Source organism: Klebsiella sp. P1CD1, from assembly GCF_003790505.1.
Classification (GTDB): domain Bacteria; phylum Pseudomonadota; class Gammaproteobacteria; order Enterobacterales; family Enterobacteriaceae; genus Klebsiella; species Klebsiella variicola.
Map to the genome: position 1 here is coordinate 4,187,877 of NZ_CP033631.1, position 16,375 is coordinate 4,204,251.

The window sequence follows — 16,375 nt, forward strand, 5'->3', positions numbered from 1 at the left end:
CCCTGTTGCGTTGTTGTATCACATTGTGTCAGGATGGAATCCAGAAGTATAGACGTCTGAACGGCTTAATCAGAATTCGAGGATCGAGGCAATGTCGCAATACCATACCTTCACCGCCCACGATGCCGTGGCTTACGCGCAGCAGTTCGCCGGCATCGACAACCCATCGGAGCTGGTCAGCGCGCAGGAAGTGGGCGATGGCAACCTCAATCTGGTGTTTAAAGTGTTCGATCGCCAGGGCGTCAGCCGGGCGATCGTCAAACAGGCCCTGCCCTACGTGCGCTGTGTCGGCGAATCCTGGCCCCTGACCCTCGACCGCGCCCGTCTGGAAGCGCAGACCCTGGTCGCCCACTATCAGCACAGCCCGCAGCACACGGTAAAAATCCATCACTTTGATCCCGAGCTGGCGGTGATGGTGATGGAAGATCTTTCCGACCACCGCATCTGGCGCGGGGAGCTTATCGCTAACGTTTACTACCCGCAGGCGGCCCGCCAGCTTGGCGACTATCTGGCGCAGGTGCTGTTCCACACCAGCGATTTCTATCTCCATCCCCACGAGAAAAAAGCGCAGGTGGCGCAGTTTATTAACCCGGCGATGTGCGAGATCACCGAGGATCTGTTCTTTAACGACCCGTATCAGATCCACGAGCGCAATAACTACCCGGCGGAGCTGGAGGCCGATGTTGCCGCCCTGCGCGACGACGCCCAGCTAAAGCTGGCGGTGGCGGCGCTGAAGCATCGTTTCTTTGCCCATGCGGAAGCGCTGCTGCACGGCGATATCCACAGCGGGTCGATCTTCGTTGCCGAAGGCAGCCTGAAGGCCATCGACGCCGAGTTCGGCTATTTCGGCCCCATTGGTTTCGATATCGGCACCGCCATCGGCAACTTGCTGCTTAACTACTGCGGCCTGCCGGGCCAGCTCGGCATTCGCGACGCCGCCGCCGCACGCGAGCAGCGACTGAACGATATCCACCAGCTGTGGACCACCTTCGCCGAACGCTTCCAGGCGCTGGCGGCGGAGAAAACCCGCGACGCGGCCCTGGCTTACCCCGGCTACGCTTCCGCCTTTCTGAAGAAAGTCTGGGCCGACGCGGTTGGCTTCTGCGGCAGCGAACTGATCCGCCGCAGCGTCGGACTGTCGCACGTCGCGGATATCGACACTATCCAGGACGACGCCATGCGCCATGAATGCCTGCGCCACGCCATTACCCTCGGCAAAGCGCTGATTGTGCTGGCCGAGCGTATCGACAGCGTCGACGAGCTGCTGGCGCGGGTACGCCAGTACAGCTGAGTGCGCCTGTTTTCCCTCACCCCGGCCCTCTCCCATAGGGAGAGGGAGCACACCCTAAAAAAGGCCATTGTCATTGCCTTTTTGCGTTTACCTTGCCCTCACCCCAACCCTCTCCCACAGGGAGAGGGAGCAAACCCTAAAAAAGTGCAATCATCAGGGATTGCCCGGCGGCGCTGCGCTTGCGCGGGCCTACAGATAACCGCATGACGGTTTGATCTTGCAGTCTTTTGTAGGCCGGGTAAGGCGAAAGCCGCCACCCGGCAGACATGCGAGCACAATTTTGCGTTTACCTTGTCCTCATCCCAGATACTCAATCACCGACAGCCCGCCGTTGTAATCGGTGCTGTAGATAATGCCCTGCGCATCGACAAACACATCGCAGGACTGGATCACCTGCGGGCGGCCGGGACGGGTATCCATCATCGTCTTCGGCGCCGCCGGCACCAGCGCCCCGGTCTCCAGCGGACGATACGGGTTAGATATATCGTAAGCCCGCACGCCGGCATTCTGATAAGTGGCAAAAATCAGCGTTGAGCTGACAAAGCTGCCGGGACGATTCTCATGCAGGTTGTGCGGACCGAAATGCGCCCCTTTCGCCACATAGTCGATTTCATCCGGCTGTGGGAAAGTCGAGATGCTCACCGGGTTCGCCGGCTCGCGGATATCAAACAGCCAGATCAGCTTCTCACCGTCCTCCTGATTGTCGAGCACCGCTTCATCCAGCACCACCAGCAGGTCACGATCCGGTAGCGGCAGCGCGGTATGCGTCCCGCCGCCGAACGGCGGGCTCCAGTTGCGATGGCTAATCAGCGTCGGCTGGGTACGGTCTTTGACATCCAGCAGCGTCAGGCCGCCGTCGCGCCAGCTGCCGTAGGCGGTATCCCCGGCAATAATGGCGTGATGCAGCGCATAGCGTTTGCCCTGCGGCCAGTCCGGTGTTTCACCGCCCGCCTGGTGCATCCCCGGCAGCCACCAGCGCCCGGCCACTTCGGGCTTACGCGGATCGGCCAGATCGATGGTCAGGAAGATGTAGTCAGTAAAACCGTCGATCAACGCGGACACATACGCCCAGCGGCCGCCGACGTACCAGATGCGGTGAATACCGATGCCGTTAAGCGACAGGAAACTGATTTCCCGCGGCTGCGCGGGAGTGGAAATATCAAAGATGCGCAGCCCGGCGCTCCAGCCCTTGTCCTGCACATCGCTGACCGTGTCGCCCACCGAACGGGTGTAGTAGACCTTCTCATCAGCAAAACGGGCGTCGGCAAACAGATCCCGGGCGTTGATCACCAGCAGCAGATCGTCATGCGCCTGCAGATGCACGTTCCAGGTGCCCGGCGGCGCGGCAATATAGTTGACGGTGGTGGGCCGGGTCGGATCGCGAACATCGACCACGGAAAAGCCCTGCGACACCATATGGCCGATATAGGCGAATCCGCGGTGCACCATCAGCTGCACGCCGTCCGGACGACCGCCCTGATCGCTATGGCCAATCAGCCGCATATTGCGGCTGTATTCGGGGGAAGGTAATGCTGACATAGGGGATCCCTCTCGCCCGGTGGCATGGTTTTCCCCCTCTCCCTGCGGAAGAGGGCCGGGGTGAGGGCACCAGGCCGCCGCCCACCGCCACCCGGCTTGATTTTATTTGTTTTTCGCTTCCAGCGTCGCGAACCACGGCGCGATAAAGTCTTCGGTCTGGCCCCAGCCAGGGATAATTTTCCCCAGCGACGCCACGTTCACCGCCCCCGGCTGGGCCGCCAGCAGCGCCTGCGGGATCGCCGCCGCCTTGAAGTCGTAGGTGGCTGGCGTCGGCTCGCCGGCGATCTTATTGGCGATCAGCCGCACGTTGGTCGCGCCGATAAGCTTCGGATCCACCGCCACGCTCACCTTCCATGGGCTGCCGGCTTCGCGCATCAGCTGCAGATCCTGGTTGGAAATATCAATGCTGTAGAGTTTGATCTCGGTGCGGCCATTCTCTTTCAGCGCTTTATAGGCCCCCTGGCTAAAGGCATCCCAGGTGCCCCAGATCGCGTCGATTTTCCCTTTCGGATACTTGGCGAGGATCGCCCCCACCTTGTTGGCAGTGTCGCCCTGCACATCGGATGACACGGCGCCGATCGACTCCAGCTCTTTAATCCCCGGATTTTGCTTCAGCAGCGTCTGGTAAGCCGCCTGACGGCGCTCCATCGGCGGGAAGCCCGCCACCCACAACTTGACGATGTTGGCCTTGCCGTTGAAGTCTTTCACCAGCTGGCCAAAAGAGAGCTCGGTCAGCGACGCGTCATCCTGCTGACTGACCGTCACCCCGGGGATCTCACCGCTCACCGCGGTATCGAACACCGCCACTTTGATCCCGGCATCCACCGCCTTCTTCACCAGGGCGGTGGAATACGGGTCACGCCCCTGGGAGAGAATAATGCCATCGTATTTCTGGCTGATGGCCTGGTTGACGAAGTCCTGGAATTTGGCGTCATCGCCGTTGCTCAGGAAGGTGCTGATTTTGAAACCGAGCTTTTTGCCTTCCTGCAGCGCCCCGGAGACAAACTGGGTGGTGTTATCGTCAGACCCCAGGTTGCGGATCACCGCAATACGGATCGGGCCGCTGTGCTCGGCAATCGCCGCCGGCACCGGCGTCGGGGCAGTGGCCAGCGCCGCCGTCGACTGCAGCAGACCCAGCGTCATCAGAGAGAGTGCGATCTTTTTCATGCTGTTTACCCTGTAAAATGTTAAGTACGGCGCTGAAAATAGGTCAGTGCCAGCGCGCCAGCCAGGACCAACCCTTTAATAATGTCCATCGCGTAATACGGCACCGAGAGCATCACCAGCCCGTTGGAGAGCACGCCGAGGATCACCGCCCCCACCAGCGTCCCCAGGGCGTTCGGTTTACCGGAGCCCGCCAGCGAAAAGCCGATCCAGGCCGCCGCCACCGCGTCCATCAGATAGCCGCCGCCGGCGTTGACCTGCGAGGATCCGATACGCGAGGCCAGCAGAATGCCGCCCAGCCCGGCCAGCAGCGAGGCAATCACGTATGCTGCGACTTTGTAACGCGTGATCCGCAGGCCGGAGAGCCGCGCGGCCTCCGGGTTGCCGCCGATGGCGTACATCCGCCGTCCGTGGGTGGTGAACGACAGTGCCAGCTGGGCGACCAGCGTCACCACCAGCATGATGATGACGATGGTCGGCACCTGCCCCAGCGCGCCAAAGGCCGCCGGGATAGTGCCTTCCGCCATCTCGCCGCTCGGCAGCACCATGTTTTCAGTAATCGAACCGCCGTAGCTGTAGGTCATCGCCACGCCCTGAATCACAAACAGGCTGGCCAGGGTGGCGAGCATGTCAGGAATGCGCAGCACCACGATCAGAAAGGCGTTAAACAGCCCCACCAGGGTGCAGAGCGCGAGGGTGATCAGAATCGCTTCGGTGGTCCCCAGGCCATGCCAGACAAACAGGGAAATCACCAGCGCGTTAGCCAGCGATGCCGTCGATCCCACTGACAGATCAAAGCCGCCAATGGTGAGAGAAATCGACACCCCGATGGCAATCACCGTGACAATCGCGATCGAGCGCAGAATGTTGATGATGTTGAACGGATCAAGGAAGTTGTCCGAGGCGAGGCCAAAGACCGCCACCAGCAGCACCACGGTCAGCAACATGCCCCACTTATAGAGAAAATCAAAAAATCGCTGACGGCCCGATACCGTCGCGTTTACTGCCAGGGCCTTGCTCACGCTGCCGCTCCTCCGGTTGAATAATAAAGCAACGTCTCTTCCCGGGCTTCCGCGCCGGGGATCTCCGCCACAATCCGTCCGTCCCATAGCACGCAGATGCGGTCGCATAAACCGACCAGCTCGGCGAATTCACCCGAGGCATAAATCACCCCTTTGCCTTCCCGCGCCAGACCATCGATCAGCATGAACAGATCGGTTTTCGCTTTCACATCGACCCCTTTGGTCGGTTCGTCAAAAATCAAAACATTGGCATGACTGCGCAGCCATTTGCCAATGGCCACCTTCTGCTGGTTGCCGCCGGAAAGACGGCGCAGCATCTGCCCCGGGCCAGTGGCGCGCACGCCGAGGCGGGCAATCACCTCCTCCGCCCAGCGCCAGGCCTGCCGATGGCCAAACAGGCTCCAGCGCGAAAAGCTGTTATCGGCGCTGACCGCCAGGTTCATCGCGATCGGCTCTTCGATGAAAATGCCCTCTTTGCGCCGCTCCTCCGGGACTAGCGCCAGGCCGCGCCCCACCGAGTCGGCAGGATCGCGCGGTCGCCACGGCTGGCCGTTCAGCTCGCCACGCTGCACCCGGCTTTTGCTGGCGCCGAACAGCGCTTTGCACAGCTCGGTTTTGCCCGCGCCGGCCAGCCCGGCGATACCCAGAATTTCCCCCTTCCGCAGACGCAGCGAAATATCCTGCAGCAGCGCCTCATCATGCAGACCGTCAATCTGCAACAGCACCTCTTCGCCGTGCGGCGGGCGCGGCGGTGGGAAGATATCGCTCAGCTCGTGGCCCAGCATCTTTTCGACGATCTGTTCGCCGCTCAGCGGCGCCATCGGGCCGCTCTCAATTAGCCGCCCGTCGCGCAGCACCGTCAGGGTGTCGCAGATCGCCTTCAGTTCATGGATACGATGCGAAATAAACACCACCCCGATCCCCTGCTGCTGCAGACGGCGTACTACCGCAAACAGGCGCTCACTTTCATGCTGATCCAGCGGCGCGGTGGGCTCATCGAGGATCAAAAAGCGGCAATGGTGCGACAGAGCGCGAGCCAGCAGGATTTGCTGTTTTTCGGCGAGCGTGCAGCTGTCAATGGAGCGCCTGACGTCCAGCGCCACGTCCAGCTGCGCCAGCGCCTCGCGCGCCAGCTGCCGAACCCGCGACCAGCGAAACGCCATGCCCGGCTCTGCCAGCCTGTCCAGCATGATGTTTTCCGCAATGCTCAGGCCAGGTACCAGCGCCACATCCACCTCCTGCTGCACCAGGTGGATCCCCAGCTGTTTAGCATCCCGCGGCGAACGAATGATGACCGGCTGGTTGTTGATCGTCACCTCGCCTTCATAATGAGCGTGGGTGCCGCACAGCACGGCCATCAGCGTCGACTTACCCGCGCCGTTGGCCCCGGTCAGGGCATGCACCGACCCGCCATGAAGGGTAAAGTCCACCTTGTTCAGTGCCTGAAAGCCGGAGAAGGCCAGGCTAATGTTATGCATCTCAAGGCGGTTCGCGCTCATCACTGTTCCCGTGCGGTAATTAATCTTCTGATTTAACGAATTTTTCATAGCCGCCGCTGGCTGACAACTGCGTAAAAAGCATAAGATACAACGAAATAATATTAGCCATCTGGATGTCCAGACATAACATCAGTTTAGCCCAACACCTATAAGGACAGCTTCCATGAGCAACAGCGATATCCGCGTCGTACCCGGCCCGGCCAACTATTTCTCCCACCCTGGCAGCCTTGAGCGGCTGAGCAATTTTTTCAGCGCCGACCAGCTCTCGCGGGCGGTGTGGGTCTATGGCGAGCGCGCCCTGGCCGGCGCCGAACCTTTTCTGCCGGCGGCCTTCCACCTGCCGGAGGCAAAAAAGATCCGCTTTACCGGCCACTGCAGCGAACGCGACGTGGCGGCGCTGGTGCAGGCCTCCGGTGACGATCGGGCGGTAGTGATTGGCGTCGGCGGCGGCGCGCTGCTCGACAGCGCGAAAGTGCTGGCCCGCCGCCTGGGGGTACCGCTGGTGGCCATCCCGACTATCGCCGCTACCTGCGCGGCGTGGACGCCGCTGTCGGTGTGGTACAGCGACGCCGGACAGGCCCTGAATTTTGAGATCTTCGATGACGCCAACTTCCTGGTGCTGGTCGAGCCGCGCATCATTCTCAACGCCCCGGCGGAGTACCTGCTGGCGGGCATTGGCGACACCTTAGCCAAATGGTATGAGGCCGTAGTGCTGGCGCCGCAGCCGGAGGCGCTGCCGCTCACCGTGCGGCTGGGGATTAACGGCGCGCTGGCGATCCGCGACGTGCTGCTGGCCAGCAGCGAAACGGCGCTGGCGGACCAGAGCCGCGGCGATCTGACCCAGGCGTTTCGCGATGTGGTAGAGGCGATTATCGCCGGCGGCGGGATGGTTGGCGGGCTGGGGGAACGTTACACCCGGGTCGCCGCCGCCCATGCGGTGCACAACGGACTGACGGTGCTGCCGCAGACGGATAAATTCCTCCACGGTACCAAAGTCGCCTACGGCATTCTGGTACAGAGCGCCCTGCTTGCTCAGGACGATGTGCTGGCGCAGTTAGTGCAGGCGTATCAGCGCTTTAACCTGCCGACCACCCTGGCGGCACTGGAGGTCGATATCAATAACCGCACAGAACTGGACCGGGTCATTGCCCATACCCTGCGCCCGGGCGAGTCGATTCACTATTTACCAGTGACGTTAACCCCTGAGGTTCTGCGCGCGGCGTTTGAGAAGGTGGAATACTTCAGCCGTTAATCGCCCCGACCGTCTATACCTAATGATGATGCTCACCACTCTCGCAACGAGGTCATCATGCAGATCGATTTAACAGGTAAAAAGGCGCTGGTTACCGGCGCCAGCCGTGGGTTGGGTCGCGCAATCGCGCTGTCGCTGGCACGCGCCGGTGCCGATGTGGTTATTACGTATGAAAAATCGGCCGATAAAGCCCAGGCGGTCGCCGATGAAATAAAGGCCCTGGGTCGGCACGGCGAGGCGGTGCAGGCCGACAGCGCCAGCGCGCAGGCTATTCAGGAGGCGGTAACCCATGCGGCCCGGTCCCTCGGCGGGCTGGACATTCTGGTCAACAACGCCGGGATCGCCCGCGGCGGTCCACTGGAATCCATGACGCTGGCGGACATTGACGCGCTTATCAACGTCAATATTCGTGGGGTGGTCATCGCCACCCAGGAAGCGCTGGTGCATATGGCCGATGGCGGACGGATCATCAACATCGGCAGCTGTCTGGCTAATCGCGTGGCCATGCCGGGCATCGCGGTTTACGCCATGACCAAGTCCGCCCTCAACGCCCTGACCCGTGGCCTGGCGCGTGATTTAGGCCCTCGCGGGATCACCGTTAACCTTGTCCATCCAGGGCCGACCAACAGCGATATGAACCCGGAAGACGGAGAACAGGCGGAAGCCCAGCGCCAGATGATTGCGGTCGGTCACTACGGCCAGCCGGAAGACATCGCCGCGGCGGTCACCTTCCTCGCCAGCCCGGCAGCCGGGCAGATCTCCGGTACGGGGCTGGACGTGGATGGCGGATTGAACGCCTGATCGCACATTTTCTGCAAGCCTCTGTCGCCCGACAGAGGCCTTCCCGCGCCGCCTCGACGGGTTGCGTTTTGCCTCTTACCTGCGTTTTTTCTCCGCTCTACAGTACCCCATAAGAAATTCGGAATTTATCTAATAGTCTTATTATTTCCTTATATTTTGTGTGGGCGTACAGTGGAGGTACGGATGAAGATTGTCTGGTCAAAAACGGCAGATAAGCCATTTTCTAAAATCGATAATCGGTATAAGAGCCGCATTAAATCCAGGCTGGAAAAGATGGATGATAAAGCTTCATCTATCTCGGATATCAAAAAATTGTCCTCTCCCGAAAACCACTACCGGCTGCGATTAGGTGATTACAGAGTCATCTACACCTTTGGGGATCCGCCGGGCGATACCTGCTACGTCGTGGCGGTTAAACGCCGAACCACCACCACCTACCTTCATGAGGAAGATACCGAATATGACTATTCAGTACATCAAGGATGAAGAAGGAAAAGACCAGTATGTCGTCATTCCTTACAGCGATTACTTTCGTATGCGCCTGGCTCTGCTGGAGTACGACGACGAGGATGAAAGCGACTGGGAAGATATTCCTTATGAATCAGACATCTATGATAATGTCATGCTACCAGGCGAAGTATGCGACGTGATGCATAAAGAAAACGTCAGTCTGCAGGCCGCGTGGCGCATCCTGCGCGGGCTATCCCAGCAGGAGGTCGCGGCTAAACTCGGCATCAGCCAGTCCGCCGTGTCGCAGCTGGAAGCGCTGGACTCCCGTCCGCAGAAGCGCACCCGCGAGAAGCTGGCGGCGATTTACGGCTGTACCCAGGAGCAGATCAGCCTCTATCTGCCGAAAGAGGGTTAACAGCACTTCGCCCCGCCCTTGCCGCCGTAGCGCGCGTCCTGGCGCTCGCGAAAGAATTCTTCATAGGTCATCGGCGTCTGATCCGGGTGGGTTATTCGCATGTGCTCGACGTAGTTATCGTAATCCGGCACGCCGATCATCATCTTCGCCGTCTGGCCTAAATATTTTCCCGCTTTGGAGAGGGTGTCGAACATAAGTCATTTCTCTTTTGTTTCCCTCTCCCAAAGGGAGAAGGAGGATCGGAAATGTAGGCCGGGTAAGGCGAAGCCGCCACCCGGCACACCGGTTAATGCGCGCGCTTCGCCTGCGCGGTTATAGTTTGCGCATCGGCGGGCATCGCCTGGTACGGCGTCTCTTTCGCCGTCGGTTTATCCTCTTTCAGCGCCGCCAGCGCGGTTTTAATCGAGAACAGCGCCAGCACCACCACCACAATCATAAAGAAGATGGTCAGCCCGGCATCGAGACGGTTGTTAAACACCAGCTGCGCCAGCTGTGATTCGGTATATTGCGGCGGAATGTTGCCGCTGTCGATCATCGCCTGGAATTTATTGGCGATGGCCAGGAAACCGACTTTGGTATCCGGGCTAAACGACTTCTGCCAGCCGGCGGTCAGGGTACAAATCAGCAGCCAGCTTGTCGGCAGCAGCGCCACCCACGCGTAGCGCTGGCGTTTCATCTTGAACAGGACCACCGCGCAGAGCATCAGCGCCATCCCCGCCAGCATCTGGTTGGCGATACCGAACAGCGGCCACAGGGTGTTAATCCCGCCCAGCGGATCCACTACCCCCTGATGCAGGAAGTAGCCCCACGCCAGGACGCACAGCGCGGTCGCCAGCAGGTTGGCCGGCAGCGAACTGGTTTTTTTCAGCCCCGGGCTAATCACGCCCAGCAGATCCTGCAGCATAAAGCGCGCCGCACGGGTGCCGGCATCAACCGCCGTCAGGATAAACAGCGCCTCAAACAGAATGGCGAAGTGGTACCAGAACGAGACATCCATCAGCCCGCCCAGCGAGCCGTGCAGGATGTAGGCCATCCCCACCGCCAGGGTTGGCGCGCCGCCGGCGCGGGAGATAATCGACTGTTCACCCACCTCGCTGGCGATTTGATGCAGCGTATCCGGGGTAATGCTAAAGCCCCAGCCGCTCACCACCTGCGCCGCCGAGGCGACCACATCGGTGGTTCCCGCCGGCGCCAGCACCGCCATCGGGCTGTTCATCGCGAAGTAGACGCCCGGGTCGATAATACAGGCCGCCACCAGCGCCATAATGGCGACGAAGGATTCCATCAACATACCACCGTAGCCGATAAAGCAGGCCTGGCCTTCGTTGGCCAACATTTTCGGCGTGGTGCCGGAGGAGATCAGCGCGTGGAAGCCGGAGACCGCGCCGCAGGCGATGGTGATAAACAGGAACGGGAACAGGTTGCCGCTCCACACCGGGCCGGTACCGTCGACGAATTTGGTCAGCGCCGGCATGGTCAGGGTCGGGCGCATAATCAGAATGCCAATCGCCAGCCCCACGATGGTGCCGATTTTCAGGAAGGTGGAGAGGTAGTCGCGCGGGGCCAGCAGCAGCCAGACCGGCAGTACCGCGGCGACAAAGCCGTAGCCCACCAGGATCCAGGTCAGCTGTACGCCGGTGTAATCAAACCACGGCGCCCAGGTCGGGCTTTCCGCCACCCAACCGCCGGAGATGATGGCGAACACCAGCATCACCAGGCCGATCACCGACACCTCGCCGATGCGCCCCGGGCGCAGGTAGCGAATATAGATACCCATAAAGATCGCCAGCGGGATGGTAAAGGCGACGGTGTATGTCCCCCACGGACTGTGGGTCAACGCTTTCACCACGATCATCGCCAGGACCGCGAGGATGATGACCATGATCATAAAGCAGGCCACCAGCGCCAGGACGCCAGCGGTTGGCCCCATCTCCTCTTTAACCAGTTCGCCAAGCGAGCGGCCATCGCGACGGGTCGAAACAAACAGCACCATAAAGTCCTGTACCGCCCCCGCCAGCACCACGCCGGCGAGGATCCAGATCATCCCCGGCAGGTAGCCCATCTGCGCGGCAAGCACCGGGCCCACCAGCGGCCCCGCGCCGGCAATGGCGGCAAAATGGTGACCGAACAGCACTTTTTTGTCGGTCGGAACATAATCGAGGCCGTCATTATGTCGTACCGCCGGCGTCATCCGCGTCGGGTCAACGCCGAGAACGGTTTTGGCGATATACAGACCGTAGAAACGATATGCGATCAGATAAACGCAGACCGCCGCGACGACAATCCACAGCGCATTTATCTGCTCACCCCGGTTTAAGGCGATATAGCCGAGGGCAAAGGCTCCGATCACGGAGAGCAGTGTCCAGATAAGGTATTTCCCTGAATTATTCATTGTTGTGGTCCACCGGTAGGGTAATCAGGATGTTACATTTTGTTTCTAGATCACAACGCAGAATTTAACAACATCGAAACAGCGCAGATGCCGTACACCCACAGAGATTTGTCTCACATTGCTAGCGAGATCACTTAAGGCAGGAAAATGAATGAAAGGATTACCGTGAACGGTGCCGTTTGTTTGTCGGGTGGCGGCTAACGCCTTACCCGACCTACAGATCCGTAGCCCGGCCAAGCGTAGCGCAAGCCGGGGAAATAGCGGCTTCCTGGCCCAGAAACCGTAGCCCTGCTAAGTACAGCGCGAGCAGGGAAATTCCCGGATGGCGGCGCGCTGCGCCTTATCCGGGCTACCCATTGCGCCGATACGTAGCCCGGCCAAGCGTAGCGCAAGCCGGGGAAATAGCGGCTCCTCAGCCCAGAAACCGTAGCCCTGCTAAGTACAGCGCGAGCAGGGAAATTCCCGGATGGCGGCGCGCTGCGCCTTATCCGGGCTACCCATTGCGCCGATACGTAGCCCGGCTAAGCGTCGCGCAAGCCGGGGAAACAGCGGCTTCCTGTTCCAGAAACCGTAGCCCTGCTAAGCGCAGCGCGAGCAGGGAAATTCCCGGATGGCAGCGCGCTGCGCCTTATCCCGGCTACCCATTGCGCCGATACGTAGCCCGGCTAAGCGTCGCGCAAGCCGGGGAAACAGCGGCTTCCTGGTCCAGAAACCATAGCCCTGCTAAGCGCAGCGCGAGCAGGGAAATTCCCGGATGGCGGCGCGCTGCGCCTTATCCCGGCTACCCATTGCGCCGATACGTAGCCCGGCTAAGCGTCGCGCAAGCCGGGGAAATAGCAGCATCCTGGTCCATAAACCGTAGCCCGGCTAAGCGTAGCGCAAGCCGGGGAAACAGCGGCTTCTTAGCCCAGCACCGCGGTGCCCAGACGACAGGTGCAGCAGCGCCGCCCCTTCTCGTCATACACCACTATCTCCCAGCTCTGGCTCTGGCGGCCAAGATGCAGCGGTCGGCATTCGCCGCGCACTTTCCCGCTGGAGACCGGACGATGGTGGGTAGCGTTAAGCTCGGTGCCCACCACGCACTGCCCTTCTTCGGTCATCAGCCAACCGGCCATCGAGCCCAGCGTCTCCGCCAGCGCCGCGGAGGCGCCGCCGTGCAGCAGACCAAACGGCTGATGGGTGCGCGCATCCACCGGCATCTCCGCCTCCAGCAGCCCCGCTTCCAGTCGGGTGTAGATGATGCCAAGATGCGCCACCATGGTGTTTTCGCTGCTGGCGTTCAGCGCCGCCAGCGTGAGCTCTCGCTTCCAGGCCATTTACGCCCCCAGCGTCGAGCCGCCATCGACCACAATATCCTGCAGCGTAATATGGCTGGCGTGAGAAGAGGCGAGGAACAGAATGGTATTGGCGATCTCCTGCGGGCGGGCGATTTTGCCCAGCGGGATGCCGAGCTTAAACTGCTCGCCGAAGCCGCGGATCCGCTGCTGCTCGGCATCGTCGCTGACCCACAGGGTGCGCTGCATATCGGTGTCGGTGGAGCCCGGCGACACGAGGTTGCAGCGCACGCCGCTGCCTGCCAGCTCAAGTCCGACGGTTAACGCCAGGCTTTTCAGCGCCGCTTTCGAGGCGCCATAGGCGCTCATGCCGATACGCGGCGTATGCGCGGCATCGGAGGCGACGGTGACGATCGCCCCGCCCCGCTGACGGCGGAACTGGGCCATCGTCTGCTGAAACAGATTAAACGCGCCGCCAACGTTGACCGCGAAGGTTTGCTGCCAGTCTTCCGCGCTCAGCTGGTCGGTGGCGCCCATGCGCAGGATCCCGGCGGCGTTCACCAGCACGTCCAGTCGTTCGATGTTGTTGAGCAGCCGCGCGCACACGTCGCGTACCTGACCGGCATCGGCGACGTCCAGCGTTTCGGTGGCAAACGGATAACCTTCGCCGTCAAAGGCAAGGTCGAAACCGGTAACGTTGGCCCCGGCCTCGACGAAAGCCAGCGCGGTGGCATAGCCAATCCCTTTACCTGCGCCGGTCACCCACACGGTCTGACCGTGGAAATCCAGCGCCGCCATTATTTCACCTCACGGGAGAGCAGCGCCCACCAGGCGTCGATGGTCGGGTTCTTCGCCAGCATCACGAAGTCGATATCGCCGTGCACTTTGCGCCAGCGGGCGGCCAGGGCCATCATCCGCACCGAATCCAGACCGTAGTCGATCAGATTTTCATCATCCAGCGGTTCGTCGGATTCGTCGAGCAGCGGCAGGATCAGCGCGCGCAGCGCCGCTTTGGAGGCCGGCAGCGGCAGCAGCTCTTCGGTCATCACCACGCGGCCGGAGCGGCCAGCGACGTATTTCAGCGCCATCAGGTGCTCTTCACGGCTGAAGTCCGCCAGGGCGTCGGCGACAAAGAACGGTTTGATATCGCGCATGAAAGCATCGGTGGCGGTGGTCATGCAGCCGATATGAGCATAAACGCCGGTGATGATCAGCTGGTCGCGGCCGGCCTCTTTCAACATCTCCTCCAGCGGCGAGCGATGAAATGCGCTGTAACGCCATTTCACCAGCACGGTATCGTCTTCATCCGGCGCCAGCGCGGCAATCACCTGCTGCTGCTCCGGCGAGCGGGTCAGGCCCGGCCCCCACATATCATTCAGCAACGCCCGATCTTCATCACTCTGCTCTTTCGGCTGGGCGGTGTAGTACACCGGAATGCCGTTCTGTTTGCAGAAGTCGCGCAGGGCGGCGATATTGGCCACCACTTTCTCCATCATCGCGCTGTTTTCGCCCCAGAAGTTGAGGAAATACTCCTGCATATCGTGGATCAGCAGCGCGGCGCGCGACGGCTCAAAGGCCCAGTTGACTTTGTTCGCCGGGATATCGCTGGCTTCCGGCAGCGCATATGCCTGTAATTTAGGGATTGCCATTCTCTGTTCTCCTTCAGCCCAGCTTGCCTTCGGCCAGCCACTGACGTAATTGTTTTTTATCGACTTTGCCCACCGGCGTCAGCGGCAGCGCGGCAACGCACTCCACGCGATCCGGCAGTTTAAATTCAGCCACCCCCTGCTCGCGCAGGAAGCGGCGCACCGCGACGGCGCGCAGCGGCGAGGTCACCACCAGATAAGCGCAGCTTTTCTCGCCCAGCAGGTTGTCTTCGATGCTGACCAGCGCGGCGTGGATCACCGCCTCATGGCGCAGCAGCAGGTTTTCGATCTCTTCAGCGGCGATCTTCTCGCCGCCGCGGTTGATCTGATCTTTTTCCCGGCCCTGGACGGTGATATACCCGTCTTCATCGATCGAAATCAGATCGCCGGAGCAGTAAAACCCCTCGGCGTCAAAGGCTTCCGCGTTATGCTGCGGGCTGTTGTAGTAGCCGCGGAAGGTATACGGCCCGCGGGTCATCAGGCGGCCCACTTCGCCGCGCGGCAGCGGGTTGCCATCGGCATCCGCTACCCACACTTCATCGTCCGGGCACATCGGGCAGCCCTGGGTATGGATGATCCGCTCCGGGCTGTCGTTAAGGCGGGTGTAATTCACCAGCCCCTCCGCCATGCCGAATACCTGCTGCAGCTGGCAGCCGATTTCCGCCGGAATGCGCGCGGCGAGGGTCGCCGACAGGCGCGCTCCGCCGACCTGCAGCAGCTCCAGCGATTGCAGTTGCGCATTGCTGCCCCATTCATGGATCGCCTGCAGCCACAGGCTGACCGCCGGCGGCACCAGCGAGGCAACGTTGATCTGATGTTGTTCAATCAGCGGGAAACAGAGGGTGGCGCTCGGGTCGGCGGCGAGGATCACCCGCCCACCGGCGAGGAAGACGCCGAGCGAACCCGGGGAACTCATCGCATAGTTATGCGCCGCCGGCAGCGCGTTGAGGTAGCGCGTCTCAGCGTTGATCCCGCAGATCTCGTTGCTGCGGCGGATGCTGTAGTCGTAATCGTTATGGGTGCGCGGGATCAGCTTCGGCGTCCCGGTGGTGCCGCCGGAGAGCTGGAAAAAGGCCACTTCGTCGGCAGGGGTTGGATTGGCGACAAAGTTATCCGCCGGGCGGTTAATCTCCGTCACCAGATCGCGCTCGCCGCCGTCGTTACGCAACAGTGCGACGCGCAGGGAAGGATGCTCAGCGATAAACGCATGGAGGAAGCTATCGTCAGCAAACAGCGCGTGCTCGCGATCGGCAATCAGCAGCGCCGGTTTAATCTGCGCGGCGTAGGCGTTAAGCTCGCTGCGCTGATGGCTGAACAGCGCGTTCACTGGCGCGACGCCGATGCGCAGCAGCGCAAAGAAGGTGATGTAAAACTCGGCGACGTTGCCCAACTGCACCAGCGCGGTTTCCCCGCGCTTCAGTCCCTGGCACTGCAGCGAGCAGGCAAGGTTGTCCACCAGCTGATTAAACTGGCGGTAGCTAATCTGCCGTTCGCCATCGATAATCGCCACGGCGTCGCTTTCCGCGTGACGGGTGATCAGATTGGTTAACGGCAGATCCTGCCAGTAGCCTTTTTGACGATAGCGGGCCGCAAACTCTTCCGGCCAACGGGTAAATGCAATCATCCTTGC

Annotated in this window: 15 protein-coding genes; 5 read left to right on the forward strand and 10 right to left on the reverse strand. The window is 61.1% G+C overall.

Annotated elements, in window-relative coordinates; all coding sequences use genetic code 11:
* The first annotated feature begins 91 nt into the window (after window positions 1-91).
* Window positions 92-1,291, forward strand: coding sequence for an S-methyl-5-thioribose kinase (gene mtnK, locus DTA24_RS20850; RefSeq protein ID WP_012968718.1), 1,200 nt, complete (start codon window positions 92-94; stop codon window positions 1,289-1,291).
* A gap of 297 nt (window positions 1,292-1,588) precedes the next feature.
* On the opposite strand, the gene DTA24_RS20855 is transcribed toward mtnK, so the two are convergent.
* The 4 genes from DTA24_RS20855 to DTA24_RS20870 form a co-directional block, all read right to left on the reverse strand.
* The gene (locus DTA24_RS20855) at window positions 1,589-2,830 is read right to left on the reverse strand and encodes an LVIVD repeat-containing protein (protein WP_022065143.1); all 1,242 of its coding nucleotides are present in this window, start codon (window positions 2,828-2,830) and stop codon (window positions 1,589-1,591) included.
* A 102-nt stretch (window positions 2,831-2,932) separates the two neighbouring features.
* Window positions 2,933-3,997, reverse strand: a complete 1,065-nt coding sequence (locus DTA24_RS20860; protein ID WP_008805596.1) for a sugar ABC transporter substrate-binding protein — start codon at window positions 3,995-3,997, stop codon at window positions 2,933-2,935.
* Between the two features lie 20 nt (window positions 3,998-4,017).
* Complete coding sequence (locus tag DTA24_RS20865) at window positions 4,018-5,016, reverse strand: ABC transporter permease (protein ID WP_002894035.1); 999 nt, start codon at window positions 5,014-5,016, stop codon at window positions 4,018-4,020.
* Window positions 5,013-6,515: a sugar ABC transporter ATP-binding protein gene (locus DTA24_RS20870; protein WP_023339773.1), complete on the reverse strand. Its 1,503-nt coding sequence runs from the start codon at window positions 6,513-6,515 to the stop codon at window positions 5,013-5,015. Before DTA24_RS20870 ends, DTA24_RS20865 begins: the two co-directional genes overlap by 4 nt.
* Before the next feature lie 163 nt (window positions 6,516-6,678).
* Between DTA24_RS20870 and DTA24_RS20875 the strand changes: the two genes are divergently transcribed.
* The 4 genes from DTA24_RS20875 to DTA24_RS20890 all read left to right on the forward strand — a co-directional run bounded on the left by DTA24_RS20875 (window position 6,679) and on the right by DTA24_RS20890 (window position 9,433).
* Entirely contained in the window at window positions 6,679-7,767 is a 1,089-nt protein-coding gene (locus DTA24_RS20875; protein WP_044613625.1) for an oxidoreductase, read from the forward strand.
* 57 nt (window positions 7,768-7,824) lie between these two features.
* Window positions 7,825-8,568 carry an SDR family NAD(P)-dependent oxidoreductase gene (locus DTA24_RS20880; RefSeq protein WP_012068432.1) on the forward strand — a complete coding sequence of 248 codons (744 nt, stop codon included), beginning with the start codon at window positions 7,825-7,827 and terminating at the stop codon, window positions 8,566-8,568.
* Window positions 8,569-8,751: 183 nt separating this feature from the next.
* Window positions 8,752-9,054 carry a type II toxin-antitoxin system RelE family toxin gene (locus DTA24_RS20885; protein WP_012068431.1) on the forward strand — a complete coding sequence of 101 codons (303 nt, stop codon included), beginning with the start codon at window positions 8,752-8,754 and terminating at the stop codon, window positions 9,052-9,054.
* The gene (locus DTA24_RS20890; RefSeq protein WP_008805591.1) at window positions 9,029-9,433 is read left to right on the forward strand and encodes a helix-turn-helix domain-containing protein; all 405 of its coding nucleotides are present in this window, start codon (window positions 9,029-9,031) and stop codon (window positions 9,431-9,433) included. Before DTA24_RS20885 ends, DTA24_RS20890 begins: the two co-directional genes overlap by 26 nt.
* Here DTA24_RS20890 and DTA24_RS20895 read toward each other — a convergent pair.
* From DTA24_RS20895 to entE, 6 genes are all read right to left on the reverse strand, one after another.
* Complete coding sequence (locus DTA24_RS20895; protein WP_012068430.1) at window positions 9,430-9,627, reverse strand: YbdD/YjiX family protein; 198 nt, start codon at window positions 9,625-9,627, stop codon at window positions 9,430-9,432. The two genes, DTA24_RS20890 and DTA24_RS20895, sit on opposite strands and share 4 nt — an antisense overlap.
* Before the next feature lie 92 nt (window positions 9,628-9,719).
* Entirely contained in the window at window positions 9,720-11,825 is a 2,106-nt protein-coding gene (gene cstA, locus DTA24_RS20900) for a pyruvate/proton symporter CstA (protein WP_008805590.1), read from the reverse strand.
* Window positions 11,826-12,727: 902 nt separating this feature from the next.
* Complete coding sequence (gene entH / locus DTA24_RS20905; protein WP_008805589.1) at window positions 12,728-13,141, reverse strand: proofreading thioesterase EntH; 414 nt, start codon at window positions 13,139-13,141, stop codon at window positions 12,728-12,730.
* On the reverse strand, window positions 13,142-13,897 hold the full coding sequence (entA, locus tag DTA24_RS20910; RefSeq protein WP_012068428.1) for a 2,3-dihydro-2,3-dihydroxybenzoate dehydrogenase EntA: 756 nt from the start codon (window positions 13,895-13,897) through the stop codon (window positions 13,142-13,144).
* A complete protein-coding gene (gene entB, locus DTA24_RS20915) occupies window positions 13,897-14,748 on the reverse strand; it encodes an enterobactin biosynthesis bifunctional isochorismatase/aryl carrier protein EntB (RefSeq protein WP_012968725.1) in 852 nt (283 codons plus the stop codon). Before entB ends, entA begins: the two co-directional genes overlap by 1 nt.
* Window positions 14,749-14,761: 13 nt before the next feature.
* Window positions 14,762-16,369, reverse strand: a complete 1,608-nt coding sequence (gene entE / locus DTA24_RS20920) for a (2,3-dihydroxybenzoyl)adenylate synthase EntE (protein WP_123837050.1) — start codon at window positions 16,367-16,369, stop codon at window positions 14,762-14,764.
* Window positions 16,370-16,375: the final 6 nt, after the last annotated feature.

Coding starts and splice junctions, on each gene's coding strand:
- mtnK (WP_012968718.1), top strand. CDS start 92: ATGTCGCAATACCATACCTTCACCGCCCACGATGCCGTGGCTTACGCG.
- DTA24_RS20855 (WP_022065143.1), bottom strand. CDS start 2,830: ATGTCAGCATTACCTTCCCCCGAATACAGCCGCAATATGCGGCTGATT.
- DTA24_RS20860 (WP_008805596.1), bottom strand. CDS start 3,997: ATGAAAAAGATCGCACTCTCTCTGATGACGCTGGGTCTGCTGCAGTCG.
- DTA24_RS20870 (WP_023339773.1), bottom strand. CDS start 6,515: ATGAGCGCGAACCGCCTTGAGATGCATAACATTAGCCTGGCCTTCTCC.
- DTA24_RS20875 (WP_044613625.1), top strand. CDS start 6,679: ATGAGCAACAGCGATATCCGCGTCGTACCCGGCCCGGCCAACTATTTC.
- DTA24_RS20880 (WP_012068432.1), top strand. CDS start 7,825: ATGCAGATCGATTTAACAGGTAAAAAGGCGCTGGTTACCGGCGCCAGC.
- DTA24_RS20885 (WP_012068431.1), top strand. CDS start 8,752: ATGAAGATTGTCTGGTCAAAAACGGCAGATAAGCCATTTTCTAAAATC.
- DTA24_RS20890 (WP_008805591.1), top strand. CDS start 9,029: ATGACTATTCAGTACATCAAGGATGAAGAAGGAAAAGACCAGTATGTC.
- DTA24_RS20895 (WP_012068430.1), bottom strand. CDS start 9,627: ATGTTCGACACCCTCTCCAAAGCGGGAAAATATTTAGGCCAGACGGCG.
- cstA (WP_008805590.1), bottom strand. CDS start 11,825: ATGAATAATTCAGGGAAATACCTTATCTGGACACTGCTCTCCGTGATC.
- entH (WP_008805589.1), bottom strand. CDS start 13,141: ATGGCCTGGAAGCGAGAGCTCACGCTGGCGGCGCTGAACGCCAGCAGC.
- entA (WP_012068428.1), bottom strand. CDS start 13,897: ATGGCGGCGCTGGATTTCCACGGTCAGACCGTGTGGGTGACCGGCGCA.
- entB (WP_012968725.1), bottom strand. CDS start 14,748: ATGGCAATCCCTAAATTACAGGCATATGCGCTGCCGGAAGCCAGCGAT.
- entE (WP_123837050.1), bottom strand. CDS start 16,369: ATGATTGCATTTACCCGTTGGCCGGAAGAGTTTGCGGCCCGCTATCGT.